General features: G+C 62.0%; 10 protein-coding genes. 8 read left to right on the forward strand and 2 right to left on the reverse strand.

What is annotated here, in order from left to right; all coding sequences use genetic code 11:
* Positions 1 to 140 precede the first annotated feature (140 nt).
* From K3A84_RS17715 to K3A84_RS17750, 8 genes are all read left to right on the forward strand, one after another.
* On the forward strand, positions 141 to 2,093 hold the full coding sequence (locus K3A84_RS17715; protein ID WP_318248330.1) for a strawberry notch C-terminal domain-containing protein: 1,953 nt from the start codon (positions 141 to 143) through the stop codon (positions 2,091 to 2,093).
* A 299-nt stretch (positions 2,094 to 2,392) separates the two neighbouring features.
* Positions 2,393 to 2,929, forward strand: a complete 537-nt coding sequence (locus tag K3A84_RS17720; protein ID WP_225010822.1) for an RNA polymerase sigma factor — start codon at positions 2,393 to 2,395, stop codon at positions 2,927 to 2,929.
* Positions 2,926 to 3,900, forward strand: coding sequence for a FecR domain-containing protein (locus K3A84_RS17725; protein WP_225010823.1), 975 nt, complete (start codon positions 2,926 to 2,928; stop codon positions 3,898 to 3,900). The genes K3A84_RS17720 and K3A84_RS17725 overlap by 4 nt, the downstream gene beginning before the upstream one ends.
* 80 nt (positions 3,901 to 3,980) lie before the next feature.
* The gene (locus K3A84_RS17730; RefSeq protein WP_169495129.1) at positions 3,981 to 4,331 is read left to right on the forward strand and encodes a hypothetical protein; all 351 of its coding nucleotides are present in this window, start codon (positions 3,981 to 3,983) and stop codon (positions 4,329 to 4,331) included.
* A 68-nt stretch (positions 4,332 to 4,399) separates the two neighbouring features.
* Positions 4,400 to 4,912 carry an RES family NAD+ phosphorylase gene (locus tag K3A84_RS17735; protein WP_225010824.1) on the forward strand — a complete coding sequence of 171 codons (513 nt, stop codon included), beginning with the start codon at positions 4,400 to 4,402 and terminating at the stop codon, positions 4,910 to 4,912.
* 289 nt (positions 4,913 to 5,201) lie between these two features.
* Positions 5,202 to 8,138, forward strand: a complete 2,937-nt coding sequence (locus tag K3A84_RS17740; protein WP_225010825.1) for a TonB-dependent receptor plug domain-containing protein — start codon at positions 5,202 to 5,204, stop codon at positions 8,136 to 8,138.
* A complete protein-coding gene (locus K3A84_RS17745) occupies positions 8,132 to 10,180 on the forward strand; it encodes an Atxe2 family lasso peptide isopeptidase (RefSeq protein WP_225010826.1) in 2,049 nt (682 codons plus the stop codon). Before K3A84_RS17740 ends, K3A84_RS17745 begins: the two co-directional genes overlap by 7 nt.
* A gap of 102 nt (positions 10,181 to 10,282) precedes the next feature.
* A complete protein-coding gene (locus K3A84_RS17750) occupies positions 10,283 to 10,513 on the forward strand; it encodes a hypothetical protein (protein ID WP_225010827.1) in 231 nt (76 codons plus the stop codon).
* Between the two features lie 333 nt (positions 10,514 to 10,846).
* Here the strand turns inward: K3A84_RS17750 and K3A84_RS17755 are convergent, their stop codons facing one another.
* The gene (locus K3A84_RS17755; RefSeq protein ID WP_225010828.1) at positions 10,847 to 13,057 is read right to left on the reverse strand and encodes a KAP family P-loop NTPase fold protein; all 2,211 of its coding nucleotides are present in this window, start codon (positions 13,055 to 13,057) and stop codon (positions 10,847 to 10,849) included.
* A 1-nt stretch (position 13,058) separates the two neighbouring features.
* Positions 13,059 to 14,315 (reverse strand): hypothetical protein, encoded by a 1,257-nt coding sequence (locus tag K3A84_RS17760; RefSeq protein WP_225010829.1) that lies wholly within the window; start codon positions 14,313 to 14,315, stop codon positions 13,059 to 13,061.
* Between the last annotated feature and the right edge of the window lie 444 nt (positions 14,316 to 14,759).

A 14,759-nucleotide genomic window follows, 5' to 3' on the forward strand; every position in this document is an offset into this window, starting at 1 on the left:
AGAGAGAGGAGCCCACTCTGAGCTGCGCGCAGCCCAATGATGCGCCCTCTTACCTCAAGCGAGGAATCTCAATGCTTAATCAATCTATTACTTCAAATAATACACACCCCAGCAGGACAGAACAGCGCTTCTTCGCGCAATTGCTCCTTTCCCTCAAACTGCCCAGCCTGCTTCCCGCGATCGAGGCGGCGCTCGCCGCGGACCATGCCGTCGTCGTTCAGCTCGTCTCGACCTCCGAAGCCATGCTCGATCGGCGGCTCGCCGACTTGTCCGATGCCGAGCGGGAGGCGCTCGAGATCGACCTGTCACCGCGCGAGGCGGTTGTGCTGTACCTTGAGAAGAGCTTCCCGGTCCGGCTGATGGCGGTGTTCACCGACGAGAACGGCAATCCCCGATCCGAGCCGATGATCGACGAACAGGGCAACCCCGTGCTTTGCCGGGCAGCGGTCGCGGCGCGCGACCGGATGATCGAGCAACTTTGCGCCCTTCCGCCGATCGCGCCGGCGCTCGATGCCATCATCGAGCGATTCGGCGTCGATGCTATCGCCGAAGTGACCGGGCGCAGCAGGCGGCTGATTGTCGGCGCTGATGGGCGGCAAAAGCTCCAGTCGCGCAGTCCGCGCGCCAACCTTGTCGAGACGAAGGCTTTCATGGACGGTGACAAGCGTATCCTGGTCTTTTCCGACGCCGGCGGCACGGGCCGAAGCTACCACGCCGACCTTTCCGCGAAGAACCAGGCTCGGCGCGTGCACTTCCTGCTCGAACCTGGCTGGCGTGCCGACGCGGCGATCCAGGGGCTGGGACGAACCAATCGCACCAATCAGGCCTCGGCCCCCTTGTTCCGCCCGGTCACGACCGATGTCCGCGGCGAGCGGCGTTTCATCTCGACCATCGCCCGGCGCCTCGACAGCCTTGGCGCGCTGACGCGCGGCCAACGTCAGACCGGCGGACAGAATCTGTTCGATCCGGCAGACAACCTCGAGAGTTCCTACGCAAAGGAGGCGCTGCATCGCTGGTTCGGCCTGCTGTTCCAGGGCAAGCTCGATGCCGTGTCACTGAGGCGGTTCCAGGAGCTGACCGGTCTTTCCATCGAGAACCCGGATGGATCGCTGGCCGACGATCTCCCCCCGATCCAGCGCTGGCTCAACCGCATTCTGGCGCTGCCGATAGCCTTGCAGAACGCGATCTTTGATGAATTCCTGGGACTGGTCGAAGCGCGGGTCGATGCCGCACGGGCAGCCGGAACGCTGGACCTCGGTGTCGAAACGATCGCGGTCGAACGCTACGAGATCGTCTCGGACACACTCTTGCGCACCGATACGATTTCCGGGGCGACAACCCATCTCCTCGAGCTTGAAATCGCGCGCGCCCTCAAACCACTGACGTTCGAACGTCTGGAGGGGCTCCATGCACTCGCTGATCCGCAGCACCGCCCGGTGCGCAATGTGCGGTCGGGCCGTATCGCACTTGTCGTGCCAGCACGCAGCCTGCTGACCGACGAAGGTGCGCGCATCGCCCGGTTCGAACTGATCCGGCCGCTCAAGCGCACCTGGATGAGCGCCGACGATCTTGCCGAGAGCAACTGGGAACCGGTCGATCATGAGATCTTCCGCGAATGCTGGCGCGGCGAAATCGATGAGGCTGCGGCATCGCTCAGCGTTGAGCGGCTGCATCTCGCCACCGGCTTGCTGCTTCCGGTCTGGGACAAGTTGCCCGTAGACCATGTCCGCGTCTCGCGCATCGCGGCGCGTGACGGGCGCTCGCTGCTCGGCCGCGAGGTTCCGGCAGCGCATGTGCCCGCGCTGTACCGTGCGCTTGGGCTGGGGGAGGGGGCACCGCTAGCGCCACACGTCGTCGTTGAAGCCGTGCTTGCTACAGGTCGCGCGATGGAGGTCGCGAGTGTCGATCCGCTCACGCTCAAGCGCAGCCTCGTCAATGGTGCCCAGCGGCTTGAACTTACCGGATGGTTGGCCGCTCGGCTCGACTGGTACAAGGCGCAAGGCTGCTTTACCGAGATCATCCGTTTCCAGACCCGCCTTTTTGTACCGCTTGAAACCGCTTTGGACGTGGTTTCGGCGATCACACGCGGTTGAGCGGCTTGTCACGGTCATTTTTCTGACATAGATTTCAATTGCGTAGTCGAAACGGGCTGCGCCGAGGCCTGAGAACCTCGCTTGGAGTTCCTCTCAAGTTTCTGCCGCGAGTTCGTGGCCGGATTGCCGGTTCGTATGTCCAAGTCCTTCGGGACCAAAGGGGCCGGCGCATGCACTCCAAGCATGTTCTCAGCTTCCGGCCATTTCGCCGGAGCGCCTCGCAATGAGGGCATAGGTTTTCCTATGGTGCGGCATTCGAAGGGGCGAGAGGTCGCAAGACCCGGCTGGCGTGCGGGCCGATGAGCGAGCCGGGCTTTCCCGCGCTCGTGCCGCTCGATGCCTTGTCGGCGAGCCTGCTCGACGAGATGTACCGGGCCGAGCGTCCTTCGCTGCTGCGCAGACTGGCGCGAAAGACCGGGCTCGACCAGGCCGAGGACGTCGTTCACCAGGTCTTCGTTCGTCTGGCGGGACGGGGACAGGCGCTTGCCGAGATCGAGACGCCGTCGAGCTTCATTGCCGAGGCAGCCCGCAATGCCGAGCGCGACAACGCGCGCGCGGCGTACAGGCGCGCCGAAGAACGGCACGTGCCCTTTGAAGAGGTGGATCTTGCCGGGGCCGATCCGATTGCCTGTTTGGAAGCGCGGGACCGGCTCGTTCGGCTCGAACGTGCGCTTGACCGACTCAAACCGTTGGCCCGGAATGTGTTTCTCGCGCGCCGTCTCGACGGCTATAGCTATGCCGAGATCGCAAGGCAGACGGGGTTGAGCGTGCGCGGCGTTGAAAAGCAGATGAGCCGGGCTCTCCAGCAACTCGCCAGGCATTTGCGCGAACCATGAGCGACATCGTTGGCGATTCGATCCCGGAGACGATCCGCGCAGAAGCGGCGCATTGGCTGGCGCGCCGTGAAGGCAATGACGGCAACACCGCAATCGAGGCCGAATTTGCGGTCTGGCTCGAGCGGGATCTGCGCCATCGCCTTGCCTATGCCGAGGTCGAGCGGACCTGGCGGGAAAGCCGGCTGCTGGCGAACACCGATATCGGACGTTCGCGCAGCCTTGTGCGCGCACCGTTCCATATGCGGCGCAGCACCCATGTCGTGGCGGTGACGCTGGCCGTGATGGTCACGGTGGGTTTGCTGTCGGTTCGCTTCGTCGGGGTGGGGCCCATGCTCGAAATCGGCGGCGCGGTCGAAGCACGATCCTATCAGACCGTGTCCGGCGAGATGCGCACCTGGCAGCTTGAGGACGGCAGCGCTTTGACGTTGGACGGCGCGAGCCGAGCGCAGGTGCAGATCGGTTCGGCCTTGCGCCGCATCGAACTGCAGGCCGGGCATGCGAGCATCCACGCAGGCCGCAACGATGTCCGGCCACTGGAAATCCATGTGCGGGACGTGTCGGTCCGAACGGACGATGCCGTGCTCGACGTGACCGTTGCCGGCGACGACGGCAGGATCGAGGTCGTGTCCGGTGCCGCCGAAGCGACCTTGCCTGGCGGAGAGACACGTCATCTATCCGCGGGGCGGACCGTAACCACGCAAGCTGCAGTGGTACGGACGACGGCCGTGGCGGAGCCTGTCCGATCGACGCTGTTGCCCGCCAGCGATCTGACTGTGGGTCAGGCGGTCGCGCAGCTCAATCGCCAGAACGCCATGCAAATTCGCCTGGCGACACGCGACATCGCGGACATGCGGCTGTCGGGCGGTTTCAGGGGTGATGATCCTGAAGCCTTTGCGCGAACGGTTGCAGCGGTGAACGGACTTGCGGTCGTGCGGGTCGGGCAAGCGATTGACCTGCGTCCGCATTCCTGAATTCCGTGGGTGTCACGCATACGCCTTCCAATCTTGTCGTAGCAAATTTGGTGGCATATATTGGGGCAAGGAGTGCACCCATGCTTGCAGCGTTTCTTGATGATATCCGTGACGGCGACCTGATCGCCCCCAAGCGCATGGCGGACCGGCTGCGTCTTCCGCTGACGCGGCTTTCGAAGCTGGCGCATCTCAATCGCAATGTGATGACGAGCCGCCCGGAAAGCCCGGCTGTTCAGGAAAAGTTGGGGCAGATTGCCCGCATCATCGCCCGGGCAGCAGACTTGTCGGGTGAAGAAGGTCGCGCAATCATCTGGTTCAAGTACCAGCCGATTCCTGGATGGGGTAAGACTGCCGAGGAGCTGGTTGAGGAAGGTCATGCTGATGCGGTGCTCGAAGACCTCGAGCGCATGGCCGAAGGCGTCTATTCATGAAATTGTGGCTGCCTGTCTCACAACGAGGGACCATTCTTGCTGAGGAAAGCTGCGGCTAACTTTCCTTCATGAGCTATCCGATCTGCCATCTTTCTGTTCCGCTATGGCGCATGCTGCCGATACCCCACCAACGCACGCCGTTATCGGGTGAGGGCGCAAGGCTCTATGGTGGGCGTTGGAATCCGCGCGGAACTCCTGCGCTCTATCTGGCGACCGATCACGCAACGGCCGTGGCCGAATTCTATCAGGGCCTGCCCAAACCTGGTACTCTTGCACCTTACCACGTCAACGCATCGCGCATCGCCGATCTTACTGACGGCCGGGGTGGCCCCTTCGATTCAGAGGTTGCTCAAGCGCTGGAAACGTCATGGAAGGCGCTGGCACAAACATCTCGTAATCCTCCGCCAAGTTGGCAGCTTGCTGTTGAACTCATCGCCGACGGTATGGAAGGAGCGCTCGTGCCATCTGTGCAGAACCGTGGCGGGTGCAGTCTGGTACTTTGGCGTTGGCACGATGCTGCTCTCGGCTCCGGCGAAGGGGCCGCGCTTATCCTTCTAGATCCCGAGCGCTCGCTGAGTTGAGCCTGTTCTTCGAGCGGATTGCACAGTCTCGGCAAGACATTCTCTGGGCCAGAACTTCGGATATTTCCCGCTATGACCTACCAGAAGAGGGGAGGGGGCGAGGGAAGAGGTGCGAGGTGAACGGACCCGGTTGTTCAGCATAGAGCTCCGGCTCGGCTGACGGGGTCAGCACCCCGCGCTCCGCTACGGCGAGCGTGATCGCGCCCATCAAAAATTTCTGTCGGGTGATTGCGACCGCCGGCGTCTCCACCGCCATGAGCGCTCATTCGGGCGCCAGGGAGGCAAGACCATGACGTCCATGACCCATACCCGTTCGATCGTCGCCACGCTGATGGCGGCTACTGTGCTCGTTGCACCGCATGGTGCGCAGGCGCGCGATACCCGACGACTGCTCCTCGATCTGCCTGCGCAGCCGCTGGCCGATGCCCTGCGCAGCCTTGCGCAAGCATCCGGGCGGACCGTGCTGGCAGATGCCGATGTCGTGGGCAGGCGCAGTGCCCCGGCGGTGCGCGGCACCTTCACGGTCGGCGAGGCCCTGTCGCTTCTGCTGGTAGGGTCTGGACTGCAGAGCGTCGAGGTCGGCGATTCTTACGCGGTCAGGCTCGCAACTGCGCGTCTGCCGGGGGAGGGGGTGATTGCCGACACCCCCGAAATCCTGGTCACAGGCACCCGCATTCGCGGGTCTGCGCCGGCCGGCGCGCAGGTGATCGCGATCGACCGCAAGGACATTGAGCAAAGTGGCCTTGCCACGACCCAGGAGGTCATGGCCGCGATCCCGCAGAACTTCGGCGGCGGCGCCAATGAGGGCACGGTCGGCTTCACCACGCGCAACAATGCCGGCGGCAACATCGGCTACGGCGCGAGCGTCAACCTCCGCGGCCTCGGGACGACTTCGACGCTGACGCTCGTGGAAGGCAACCGGCTCGCGCTGGGCGGGGGAGGGGGCACCTTCGTCGATCTCTCGCTGATCCCGACGAGCGCGATCGAGCGGATCGAAGTGCTCGCTGACGGGGCCTCTGCAATTTACGGCTCGGACGCGGTTGCCGGCGTGGTCAATGTCAGGCTCCGCCGTAATTTCGAGGGCGCTGAAACCAGCCTGCGCACAGGGATCGCGGATGGCTTTACCGAATTCCAGGCGAGCCAGATCGTCGGCAAGAAGTGGTCCACAGGCCGGATCATGGGGTCTTACGAATACTACGATCGCACGCGCCTCGGTTCGGAGGACCGCGCCTATGCGACCGAAGACCTGCGCCGCTATCTTGGGCCCGACTATCGCCAGGCTTATGCCAACCCTGGCACGATCACGGCGGCTGACGGCAGCGTCTATGGTATTCCGAAGGGGCAGGATGGCACGCATCTGTCAGGGTCCGACCTGATCCCCGGCGTCACCAACCTTGGCGATGGCCGTAGCCAAACCGATCTCCTGCCCGCAACCCGCCGCCATGCCGGCGTCATTGCCTTCGAGCAGGAAATCACTCCCGCGGTCACGTTGCGCGTCCAGGGCTTTGCCGCCGATCGCCGGTCGTCTCAGCGCTACTTCGCGCTCAATTCGCCGGTCACGGTCACGTCTGCCAACCCATTCTACGTCGATCCGATCGGCACCGGTCAGCCGGTCAGCGTCACCTACGATTTCCGGAAGGATCTCGGCGCGCCGCTCAACAGGGCGCACGTCACCAACTGGGCGACCTCGGCCTCGCTCGAGGCACGGTTCGGTCAGTGGCATGGCGAAGTCTATGGCAGCTACGGCCAGCAACATGAACAGCTGGAATCACTGAACGAGGTCAACAGTGCCCGCCTGGCGGCCGCGCTTGCGGACAGCAATCCGGCAACAGCTTTCAACGTGTTCGGCGATGGCTCGCACACCAGCGTGGCGACGATCGACAAGGTGCGCGGCTCTGCGACGCAACGCGATCGCTCGCGCCAGACCACGGCAGGGTTGAAGTTCGACGGGCCACTGTTCGCGCTGCCGGGTGGTGCTCTGCGGCTTGCCGTCGGCGCCGAATACCGGGCCGAAGCCTTCGGTTCCGCCTATGTCTATGATGATTTCAGCCTCAGCCCGATCTCGGGTGGCGACACCGGCTACCCGCTCTCGCGACATGTCGTTGCGGGCTATGCCGAACTCATGGCGCCGCTGGTCGGACCGGGGCAGGGCATTTCCGGGATCCACCGGCTCGAATTCTCGGTGGCGGGCCGCATTGAGCACTATTCCGATTTCGGGACGACGACGAATCCGAAAGTTGGCGTGACGTGGGAACCCGTCGAGGGGCTGGCCCTGCGCGGCGCGTACGGCACCTCGTTCCACGCGCCGGGCTTCTTCGATGTGCGTCAGGGACCAGGACTCAGCCAGGTCGTACCTCTGCCGGTATCCGATCCGACATCGCCTGGCGGATCGAGCAATGTCGTCGCGCTGTTCGGCAACAATCCGGCGATCGGACCGGAACGAGCGCGTACGTTGACGGCCGGTATCGATCTCCGGCCGAAGGCCGTGCCCGGTCTTGCATTGAGCATGACCTGGTTCGACGTCTCGTATCGCGACCGCATCTTCAACCCGGCGGTCGATGCCTTCACGTTCCTCACCCAGCGCGACCGCTACGCCTCGCTGATCACCGCCAACCCATCGGCGGCAACGCTGGCCACTCTCTATGCCGATCCGAACTTTGCGAACCCGTTCGGCATTCCCGGCTCGGCGATTGCCTATGTGATCGATGCGCGCAACGCGAACCTTGCGCGCAACCACCTCGACGGGATCGATTTCGATCTCGGCTATCGCAAGGCTCTGACGGGCGGGTCCTTTGAAGTTGGCGCTTCGGGTACCTGGTTGTTCCACCTGACGCAGCAGTTCACCGCGACATCGCCCGTGGTCGAAGCCCTTGGCACGATCGGCAACCCGGTGCGCTATCGCGTCCGTGGTCGCGCATCGCTTCAGCTTGGTAGCGTCGGGTTTGCAGGTTTCGTCAACCACACCGCCGGCTACGCCAACACTGCGGTCAGTCCGGTCGAACATGTTGCCAGCTGGACGACCGTTGATGTCCAGTTGAGCAAGACCTTTGGCGAGGTCGATGGCCCGATGCGCGGGACACGGTTGTCGCTCAGCGTGACGAACCTGTTTGACCGCAATCCGCCCTACGTCAACAATCGCACGCCCTATTCGGCATCGGGTTTCGATCCCGAACAGGCAAGCGCGGCCGGTCGGGTCATTGCTCTCCAGCTGGTAAAGGCATGGTGATGCGCAAGGCTTCAGCTCCCCTTGCGCTCGCCCTGCTGGTTCTGGCCCCGGTTGCGGCTCATGCCGCTGCCGGGGCCGGGATTCGGGCAGAAATCGAAATGACGCGGATCGATAGCCCGTCGATTTCCCCGGATGGGCGCCTTGTCGTCTGGCGCGAAGCGCGTGCCTCGATCGACCGCAACGCATATGACATTGCCTGGTTCGTCGCGCCCGCAGACGGTTCCAAACCGCCACGGCGGTTTGCTGACGCGGGTGAACCAACCTTGCTCAATGGTACGATGCTGGCGCGCGCGCCGATCTGGACCTCGGACTCGCGCGCGATCCTGTTCCGCAAGCTTGCGAAGGGTGAAGCGCAGGTCTGGCGCGCAGAGGTCGATGGCAACGACGTGCGCCAACTGACCCACGAGGACGGGAACGTCACGGACGTGGCGGCGCTCGAGAACGGGCACAAGATTGCCGTTGCAGTCGGCCGATCACGTGCGGCCATTGCTCTTGCCGAGGAGGAAGAGAAGGACAGGGGGACCCTGATCGATGCGAGCGTTGATCCGCAGCGACCGCTTTATCGGGGCGACTGGATCGACGGGCGCTGGGCGACAGGTCGTTTGCGCGGGGCTTGGTTCGAGCAAGGGGGTATTTTGCCCAAGCAGGCGCCACACCTTGAGATCCTCGATCCCCAATCCGGCATACTGCGCGGTGCCAGCGGGCAAGAGCAGCAGCTCTACGCGCCACCGATCAAGGGCTTCGATAAGCTGGGCGGCGAATTTGTTATGGTTCGCGCAGAGTCCGGCGATGATCGCGGCAATGTCCTTCTGCTTGGCAAAGGGGAGGACTATCGCCTTGTCCTCGCCGCGCCCGAAGGGAAGGAAGTCGCGCGGTGTACCGATGCGTTGTGCAATCCGTCGAAGGTGAGATCGATCAGCTGGATCGGGCACCGCAATGAAGTGATGCTCGAGGTTCGCCAGACACCCAACAATTCCTCGCTGATCGTCTGGAATCTTGCCGACGGATCCATGCGCCAACTGGTGGCTGGCGAAGGTCTGCTTGAAGGGGGCGCAGATCTTGGTGATCCCTGCGCTGCGCACGAAGTCGTGATCGCCTGCGTTGCGGCCAGTGCGAATGTTCCGCCGCACCTCGTACTGGTCGATCCGCAAAGCGGTGCCCTGCGAACCCTTGCTTCCCCCAATCCTGAATTGCCATCGAGTGAGCCCCATTTTGCGCCGCTGAATTGGGTCGATGCCGAGGGGCGACCCTTTGCAGGGTTCATTGCTCTGCCGCCTGGGCACACCGGGCCTGTGCCCTTGTTCATCACCTACTATTCCTGCGCGGGCTATCTGCGCGGCGGGCTTGGCGACGAATTCCCGTTGAGAGCGCTCGCGGCACATGGGATCGCGGCGATGTGCATCAATCGCGCTGCTGGCTTTGTCGGTGGGGGCCGCAACACCGAGGCTTATGCGGTAGCTGAAGCCGGCATCGGAACGATCATTGACAAGCTGACCTCCGAGGGCACCATCGATCCTGCGCGCGTGGGCGTCGGCGGGGTCAGCTTCGGCGGTGAGGTGGCCGCTTGGCTTGCGATCCATACCCATCGATTGCGCGCTCTGTCCGTCGCCAACGTCATGCTGACCCCGGCCTATTATTGGTACAATGCAGTCGCTGGGCGCGATGTCGCTGGTGTGTTGCGCAGTTCATGGGGGATCGGCGATCCCGATCATGACCGCAAAGGATGGCGGCGGATATCGCCGGCGTTCAACGCGGACCGGATCTCGGCGCCATTTCTCATGCAGGTGCCCGAGCAGGAATATCGGTCCAATGTCGAGCTGCTGTCCCGACTGCAGCGCGCCGGCAAGCCCGCCGAACTCTGGGCATTCCCCCAGGAAATGCACATCAAATGGCAGCCTCGCCACCAGCTTGCTGTCAATGAACGCAACCTCGACTGGTTCCGATTCTGGCTGGCCGGCGAGGTGGATCCCGATCCGGCTAAAGCGGACCAATATGCTCGCTGGCGCGGGATGTCCGGGGTGGCGGGATCCCGGGAACGCTGAGGCATGCGGGGATGAAGGTTTCACCAGTGCGGACGATCGGGCTGCAGCCGCTGGAAGAGCCGACAGCTTGCCTGGTCACCTCCAGCGGCTAAACGGGGGAGTATGACTGCCTCAGACCTTGAACAACTGCTCATCGCCCACCTCGTTCGCGTGAGAGGCGGCAGTTCGCAGACATGGCGGCGGGCGATTGGAAAGGTCATCGTGCGCGACCCGGCAACGCACGCGCACTGCAACTGGGACATTAAGCCGAGCGGCACTGCTGCGCAGCGTGTCGCGATCGAGGGACTACTGGACGAAATGCGACTGAAGTACTCGATCGTGACCGTGGACTGAGGCGCCAAAGCCCAAATTCCAGTCATTCCGGCCCTTGAATCAGCGGATCGAAACCTGCCCTACCCTCATACAGAAGGCGTGGCTGGGAGTGACGAGGGTTGGGACAAAGCGGTCATCTCCGGATGAATATGTGAACTCCGGCTGTCGGCAAGAGCGGACGCTCCAGCCTCCGACGGATTGCGCTCGTCAAGCGACTGACGTTTGGCTAGGAGCGGACTGGTAGCTTCTGTCGGCCTACGCGATAGTGAGCGGCAGGGGGCGACTGGTACGCCCATCCCGATGGCGAATTTGCCAGGGTATATGCTCTGCGGAAGTGGCGGCGCAACCGACACCTCAATCATAATCAGGATCCGCAGAATCGAACGCGGCAACGAGGGCATGCGCGCGCACCGCCAGCGAGCCTCCGCGAGCGCCCAGCGCCGCAGTCCGCTCGCGAGCCTTGTCGAAGTCCACGAAACTTTCAAGGTGGTTACGCTTCAGGACCGAGTACCTTCCCCGATCGCTGCTCGTGACATAGGTGGTCAGCTTTTCCAGCGTATCGATCAGCCCTTCATCATCTGCAATGCAGCCTGCGATGAGTTTTTTCGGGCCGTCTGCGTCACCGCCCTGTGACCATGCAAACAGGACGTCGAGCGGATCAATCAACGCAAACAGGTCATTCTTCTTGAGAGTTTGATAACGGCGGAGCATAATGGCCGTGACCAGATCCAATTCCGCGTCACTCAAAATCCAATCTTGTTCCGGTTTCCTGCGGTCGCCAAAGCGCCCGTGTCTGAACGTCTCCCTGCGGAACAGCTTGGACAGCCAACTGATGGCCTTTCCTTGCTCGAACATCCCGGCGATCGTCGCCTGGCGTTGCTCGGGACTGAGCTTTCCGAAAAGTGTCGGAACTAAACGCTCTGCTCGATCCCATAGTGTACTCATCCACACAATGTCGAACGGTCGGGCGCGGTAGGCATCATCGAGAACGTTGGAAAATGCCAGTAGCAAATGCTGGCTCTGGTTGGACGACAGCCCTTCATGTGCGGTTTTAAAGCGCTCAAGCAGAACGTCGGCCTGTCCCATGGCGCTCGTGCCGATGCGCTGCTTGTGCAGCTCGACAAGAATACGACCGATCTCGGCGCTACTCGCTTCAGCCGCCGCAGCAATTTCATCTGCACTGAAGCCGGTTACGGTATGGGCTGGGGCCGACAAAGCAAAATAGAGTCGGTAATGATCGGGGCTGGCAAGACGGCGGTGCCGGATGGCCGCTGCCCGGACGTCCTCGCCGTCCCGCTGAAAAAGTTCAAACGTGCCATTCTCGTCAATGTCAGCCTCCATTCCCGGGAGATGCTCCGAGAAGTAGAAACGATAGGTGGAATCCGCGAAGAAACCGTCGTCAACCGAACCCAGCAACTTGGTGAGTTGCTGGGTCTTCTCACCATCGCTTATGGTCCCCGTACCAAGCGCAAGAATGGTCGCCTCAGCCGAATAGTTTTCGATCCAACGATAAAGCGCAGGCTTTCCGTCTTTGATGAGTTGCAGCCAAACCAGATCAGCAAGGTCGCCGCCCGCTTCGCGTAGGGACGGCCAAAAGAAACGAATGGAATCAAGTGCACGCACCACGGCGCGGGGCGTCTTGAGCAGACGACCGCCTTCGCAGTCGATCACGGACCTCAGCCGTGAGAGCTCATCCTCGCTCTTGGGTGTTGCAATCGCATGCAAGTCATCCGTGAACCACTGGCGCAACTCGAACGCTTCGGGTGTCGGCACCATGACGGTGAGCTGGACGATCTTCTCCAGATAGGCCTGTCCGCTCTTAACTTTGGCCGCCTTCTTGATGCTATGAGCGAGAATCTCGCTGTCATAGCAGAGCAGATAGATGACGTTCGGGAAGTCTGCGACCGAGCGGACGAGGCGCAACACCTCGATCACTTCGGACGGCTCAAGGCGATCCACGTCGTCGATCGTGATGATGAAGCGGTGACCGAGATCCTCTAGCGCCCGAACGAGTTTGTCCTTCAATTCCGACAACGGTCGAGCTTCGGATTTTTTGCCTATTCCTTTGATGGCTTTTAGCCCTTTGCCAGCCCACGTTGCCCAAACAAACCCACTTGCGTCACCGGCAAACTCGACAAAGGAGCCGACCCTGCTCAGTCCCTCAGTGAACATACGCAGGGCGTCGGCAGCGGCCTTTGCCTTCTCCAACGATACGCCTGTCGCATTTCCAGCTTCGGCGGCGACTTTGTTGATCTGAGTGGAGAGTGTGCTGAACAAACTTGCCAGCAGGGTGTTGCGCTGACCCACAAGCCACGGACGGAAATTGATGACCGTAGGGCGCTGATTAGCGTCGAGCTTGCTCAGCTCATCCTCAATGAGGAAGAGAAGGCTCGATTTCCCCGTGCCCCATGCACCGTCGATGCCGATGACGAGGCCGCCATCCGATGCGTGGTCAACCAGCGATGTGGCGATACGCGCCGCAATCTGCCTGAAACCCAGACGATCTTCGTCGCCCGCCTGTAGCGCGCGATCCCCTTTGATTCCACTGTGCTGGCTCTGACTCATATTAGAGTTGCCGAATGGATGGGCCGCCTTCGACATGACCCGGCACGTCGAAGGCCAGTACCGTCAGCTTGAGCTTGCGGCTCACGTCATCGGCGCGCGCAAACGTGAACGCAAACTCGCTTTCGCCGCGCTTCCCGTCGAAGCTGGTACACTGCGGATGCTTCTCCATGGTCGGGCGGATCTTCGCCAGCACATCCGAGAAGGAACGGTTGCGGTTGAATAGCAGGATCGCCGCCTTGGTATCCCGCCAGCTGAGATAGCCAAGCACCTGATCGATGGCTTCGGACAAGGCTTTCTCGCCTTTCCAGATTTTGCATTCGCCGATGAAGATATTGCGCCCCTGCGAGGTAATCAGGATGTCGGTTTTGCCGCCATAATTGAAGGCCTCGCCGCGTGCCTCGCCATCGAATTTCGCATTGAGAGGCACAAGGAACTGAAACCGCAGCGTTTCCTCATCCATGTCGGCATAGGCATGGGGACTACGTTCCATGACTTCCGCCATCTGCTGCAGGGTATCGAGGATATCGCGATAGATGGCATCGCTCAGTGCAGGCTCAGGGGGCGCGGCCGGTTTTGCCGGCGGCAGTTGCGGGGCGATTTTCTTGCGGGCCGCAACCGGTGCTGCGAAGGTGGCAGCGCGATCATTACGCTGCTTGAGGGCGAATTTGAGTCCGGACGCAACGGCCCCGGCCTGGTCGGCGCGCGCGCGCCGAGCCTGTACATGACTACCGACGACCGCAGCGATGGACTCGTTCCAGCGCACCACGTCGGGATGCAACCAGCCCAGATGCTCGTCGAGGTCCTTCAGAAACCGCTCAAACGTGGCGTTGATCTGGTCAGCGGTGGGCTGTCGCTCCACCATTGTTGTTGCGATGACGCTGTCTCTGACAGTCCCACGCGGTGGGTTCATGTTGAAGGTGGAACCCCGGCAGAAGAACAAGTCCTTGTCGCCGGTGAAAGGTACTTCGAGCGTGTAGCGCTGAGCGTCCACCGACACAGAGCCGCCGTCATCGTAGCCACTGTGGAAACCACCATACCGTCCGACTTGCATTTTCGTGCGGCCTTCATCGACGCTCGGCTCGCCTAGCTCGATCATTTCCAGCTGATATTTCTGCTGCGTGTAACTCTGAAGTGCTGCCAGATCGGTATTGAGCAAACGGCTGTCCGCCATGGCATCGAGCTCTTTCAGCAGCTCCGCCCGCTGGTTCTCGATCACTCGCGACAAGTCGTACTTATGAAACAGCAGTTCGTCGGCCATCACCTATTACCCCCTACTTGGGCAATATCAGAACATATGGAAAACACAAAATGCATGGACGGAGCTGGCGCCTATCCCAATGTAAGGGGCCGCATGCAACCGAACGGCGGGTTTTGGTTCAAGCGGAAGATAGGCCAGATCCGCTGAATGGCGGGGGTTAGTCGTCCGCTGCCGTTGCGGCGTGGTGGCGGAAGCCGCCAACAACCCGGACGTTCGCGGCTCGATCTAGCGTGATCGATTCCCGCCTTTCGTTCAGCCCGCTTCAGCAACGGCGGAAAGACTTGGTCTGGGACATAACTGCCATTCATAGATAGTTTGCCGAACGGCAGTGCTGGTCCAGAGCCGATCTCCGACGTCCGTTTGGCGGTGCCGCGAATGAGCAAGATCTGGCCTAAATAGATCAGGCACCTTGATCGTTTCCGCGCAATTAATCGGCGCCATCCT

It is taken from the genome of Novosphingobium percolationis (assembly GCF_020179425.1).
Taxonomy (GTDB): Bacteria; Pseudomonadota; Alphaproteobacteria; order Sphingomonadales; family Sphingomonadaceae; genus Novosphingobium; species Novosphingobium percolationis.

Coding starts and splice junctions, on each gene's coding strand:
- K3A84_RS17755 (WP_225010828.1), bottom strand. CDS start 13,057: ATGAGTCAGAGCCAGCACAGTGGAATCAAAGGGGATCGCGCGCTACAG.
- K3A84_RS17720 (WP_225010822.1), top strand. CDS start 2,393: ATGAGCGAGCCGGGCTTTCCCGCGCTCGTGCCGCTCGATGCCTTGTCG.
- K3A84_RS17730 (WP_169495129.1), top strand. CDS start 3,981: ATGCTTGCAGCGTTTCTTGATGATATCCGTGACGGCGACCTGATCGCC.
- K3A84_RS17725 (WP_225010823.1), top strand. CDS start 2,926: ATGAGCGACATCGTTGGCGATTCGATCCCGGAGACGATCCGCGCAGAA.
- K3A84_RS17750 (WP_225010827.1), top strand. CDS start 10,283: ATGACTGCCTCAGACCTTGAACAACTGCTCATCGCCCACCTCGTTCGC.
- K3A84_RS17740 (WP_225010825.1), top strand. CDS start 5,202: ATGACGTCCATGACCCATACCCGTTCGATCGTCGCCACGCTGATGGCG.
- K3A84_RS17745 (WP_225010826.1), top strand. CDS start 8,132: ATGGTGATGCGCAAGGCTTCAGCTCCCCTTGCGCTCGCCCTGCTGGTT.
- K3A84_RS17760 (WP_225010829.1), bottom strand. CDS start 14,315: ATGGCCGACGAACTGCTGTTTCATAAGTACGACTTGTCGCGAGTGATC.
- K3A84_RS17735 (WP_225010824.1), top strand. CDS start 4,400: ATGAGCTATCCGATCTGCCATCTTTCTGTTCCGCTATGGCGCATGCTG.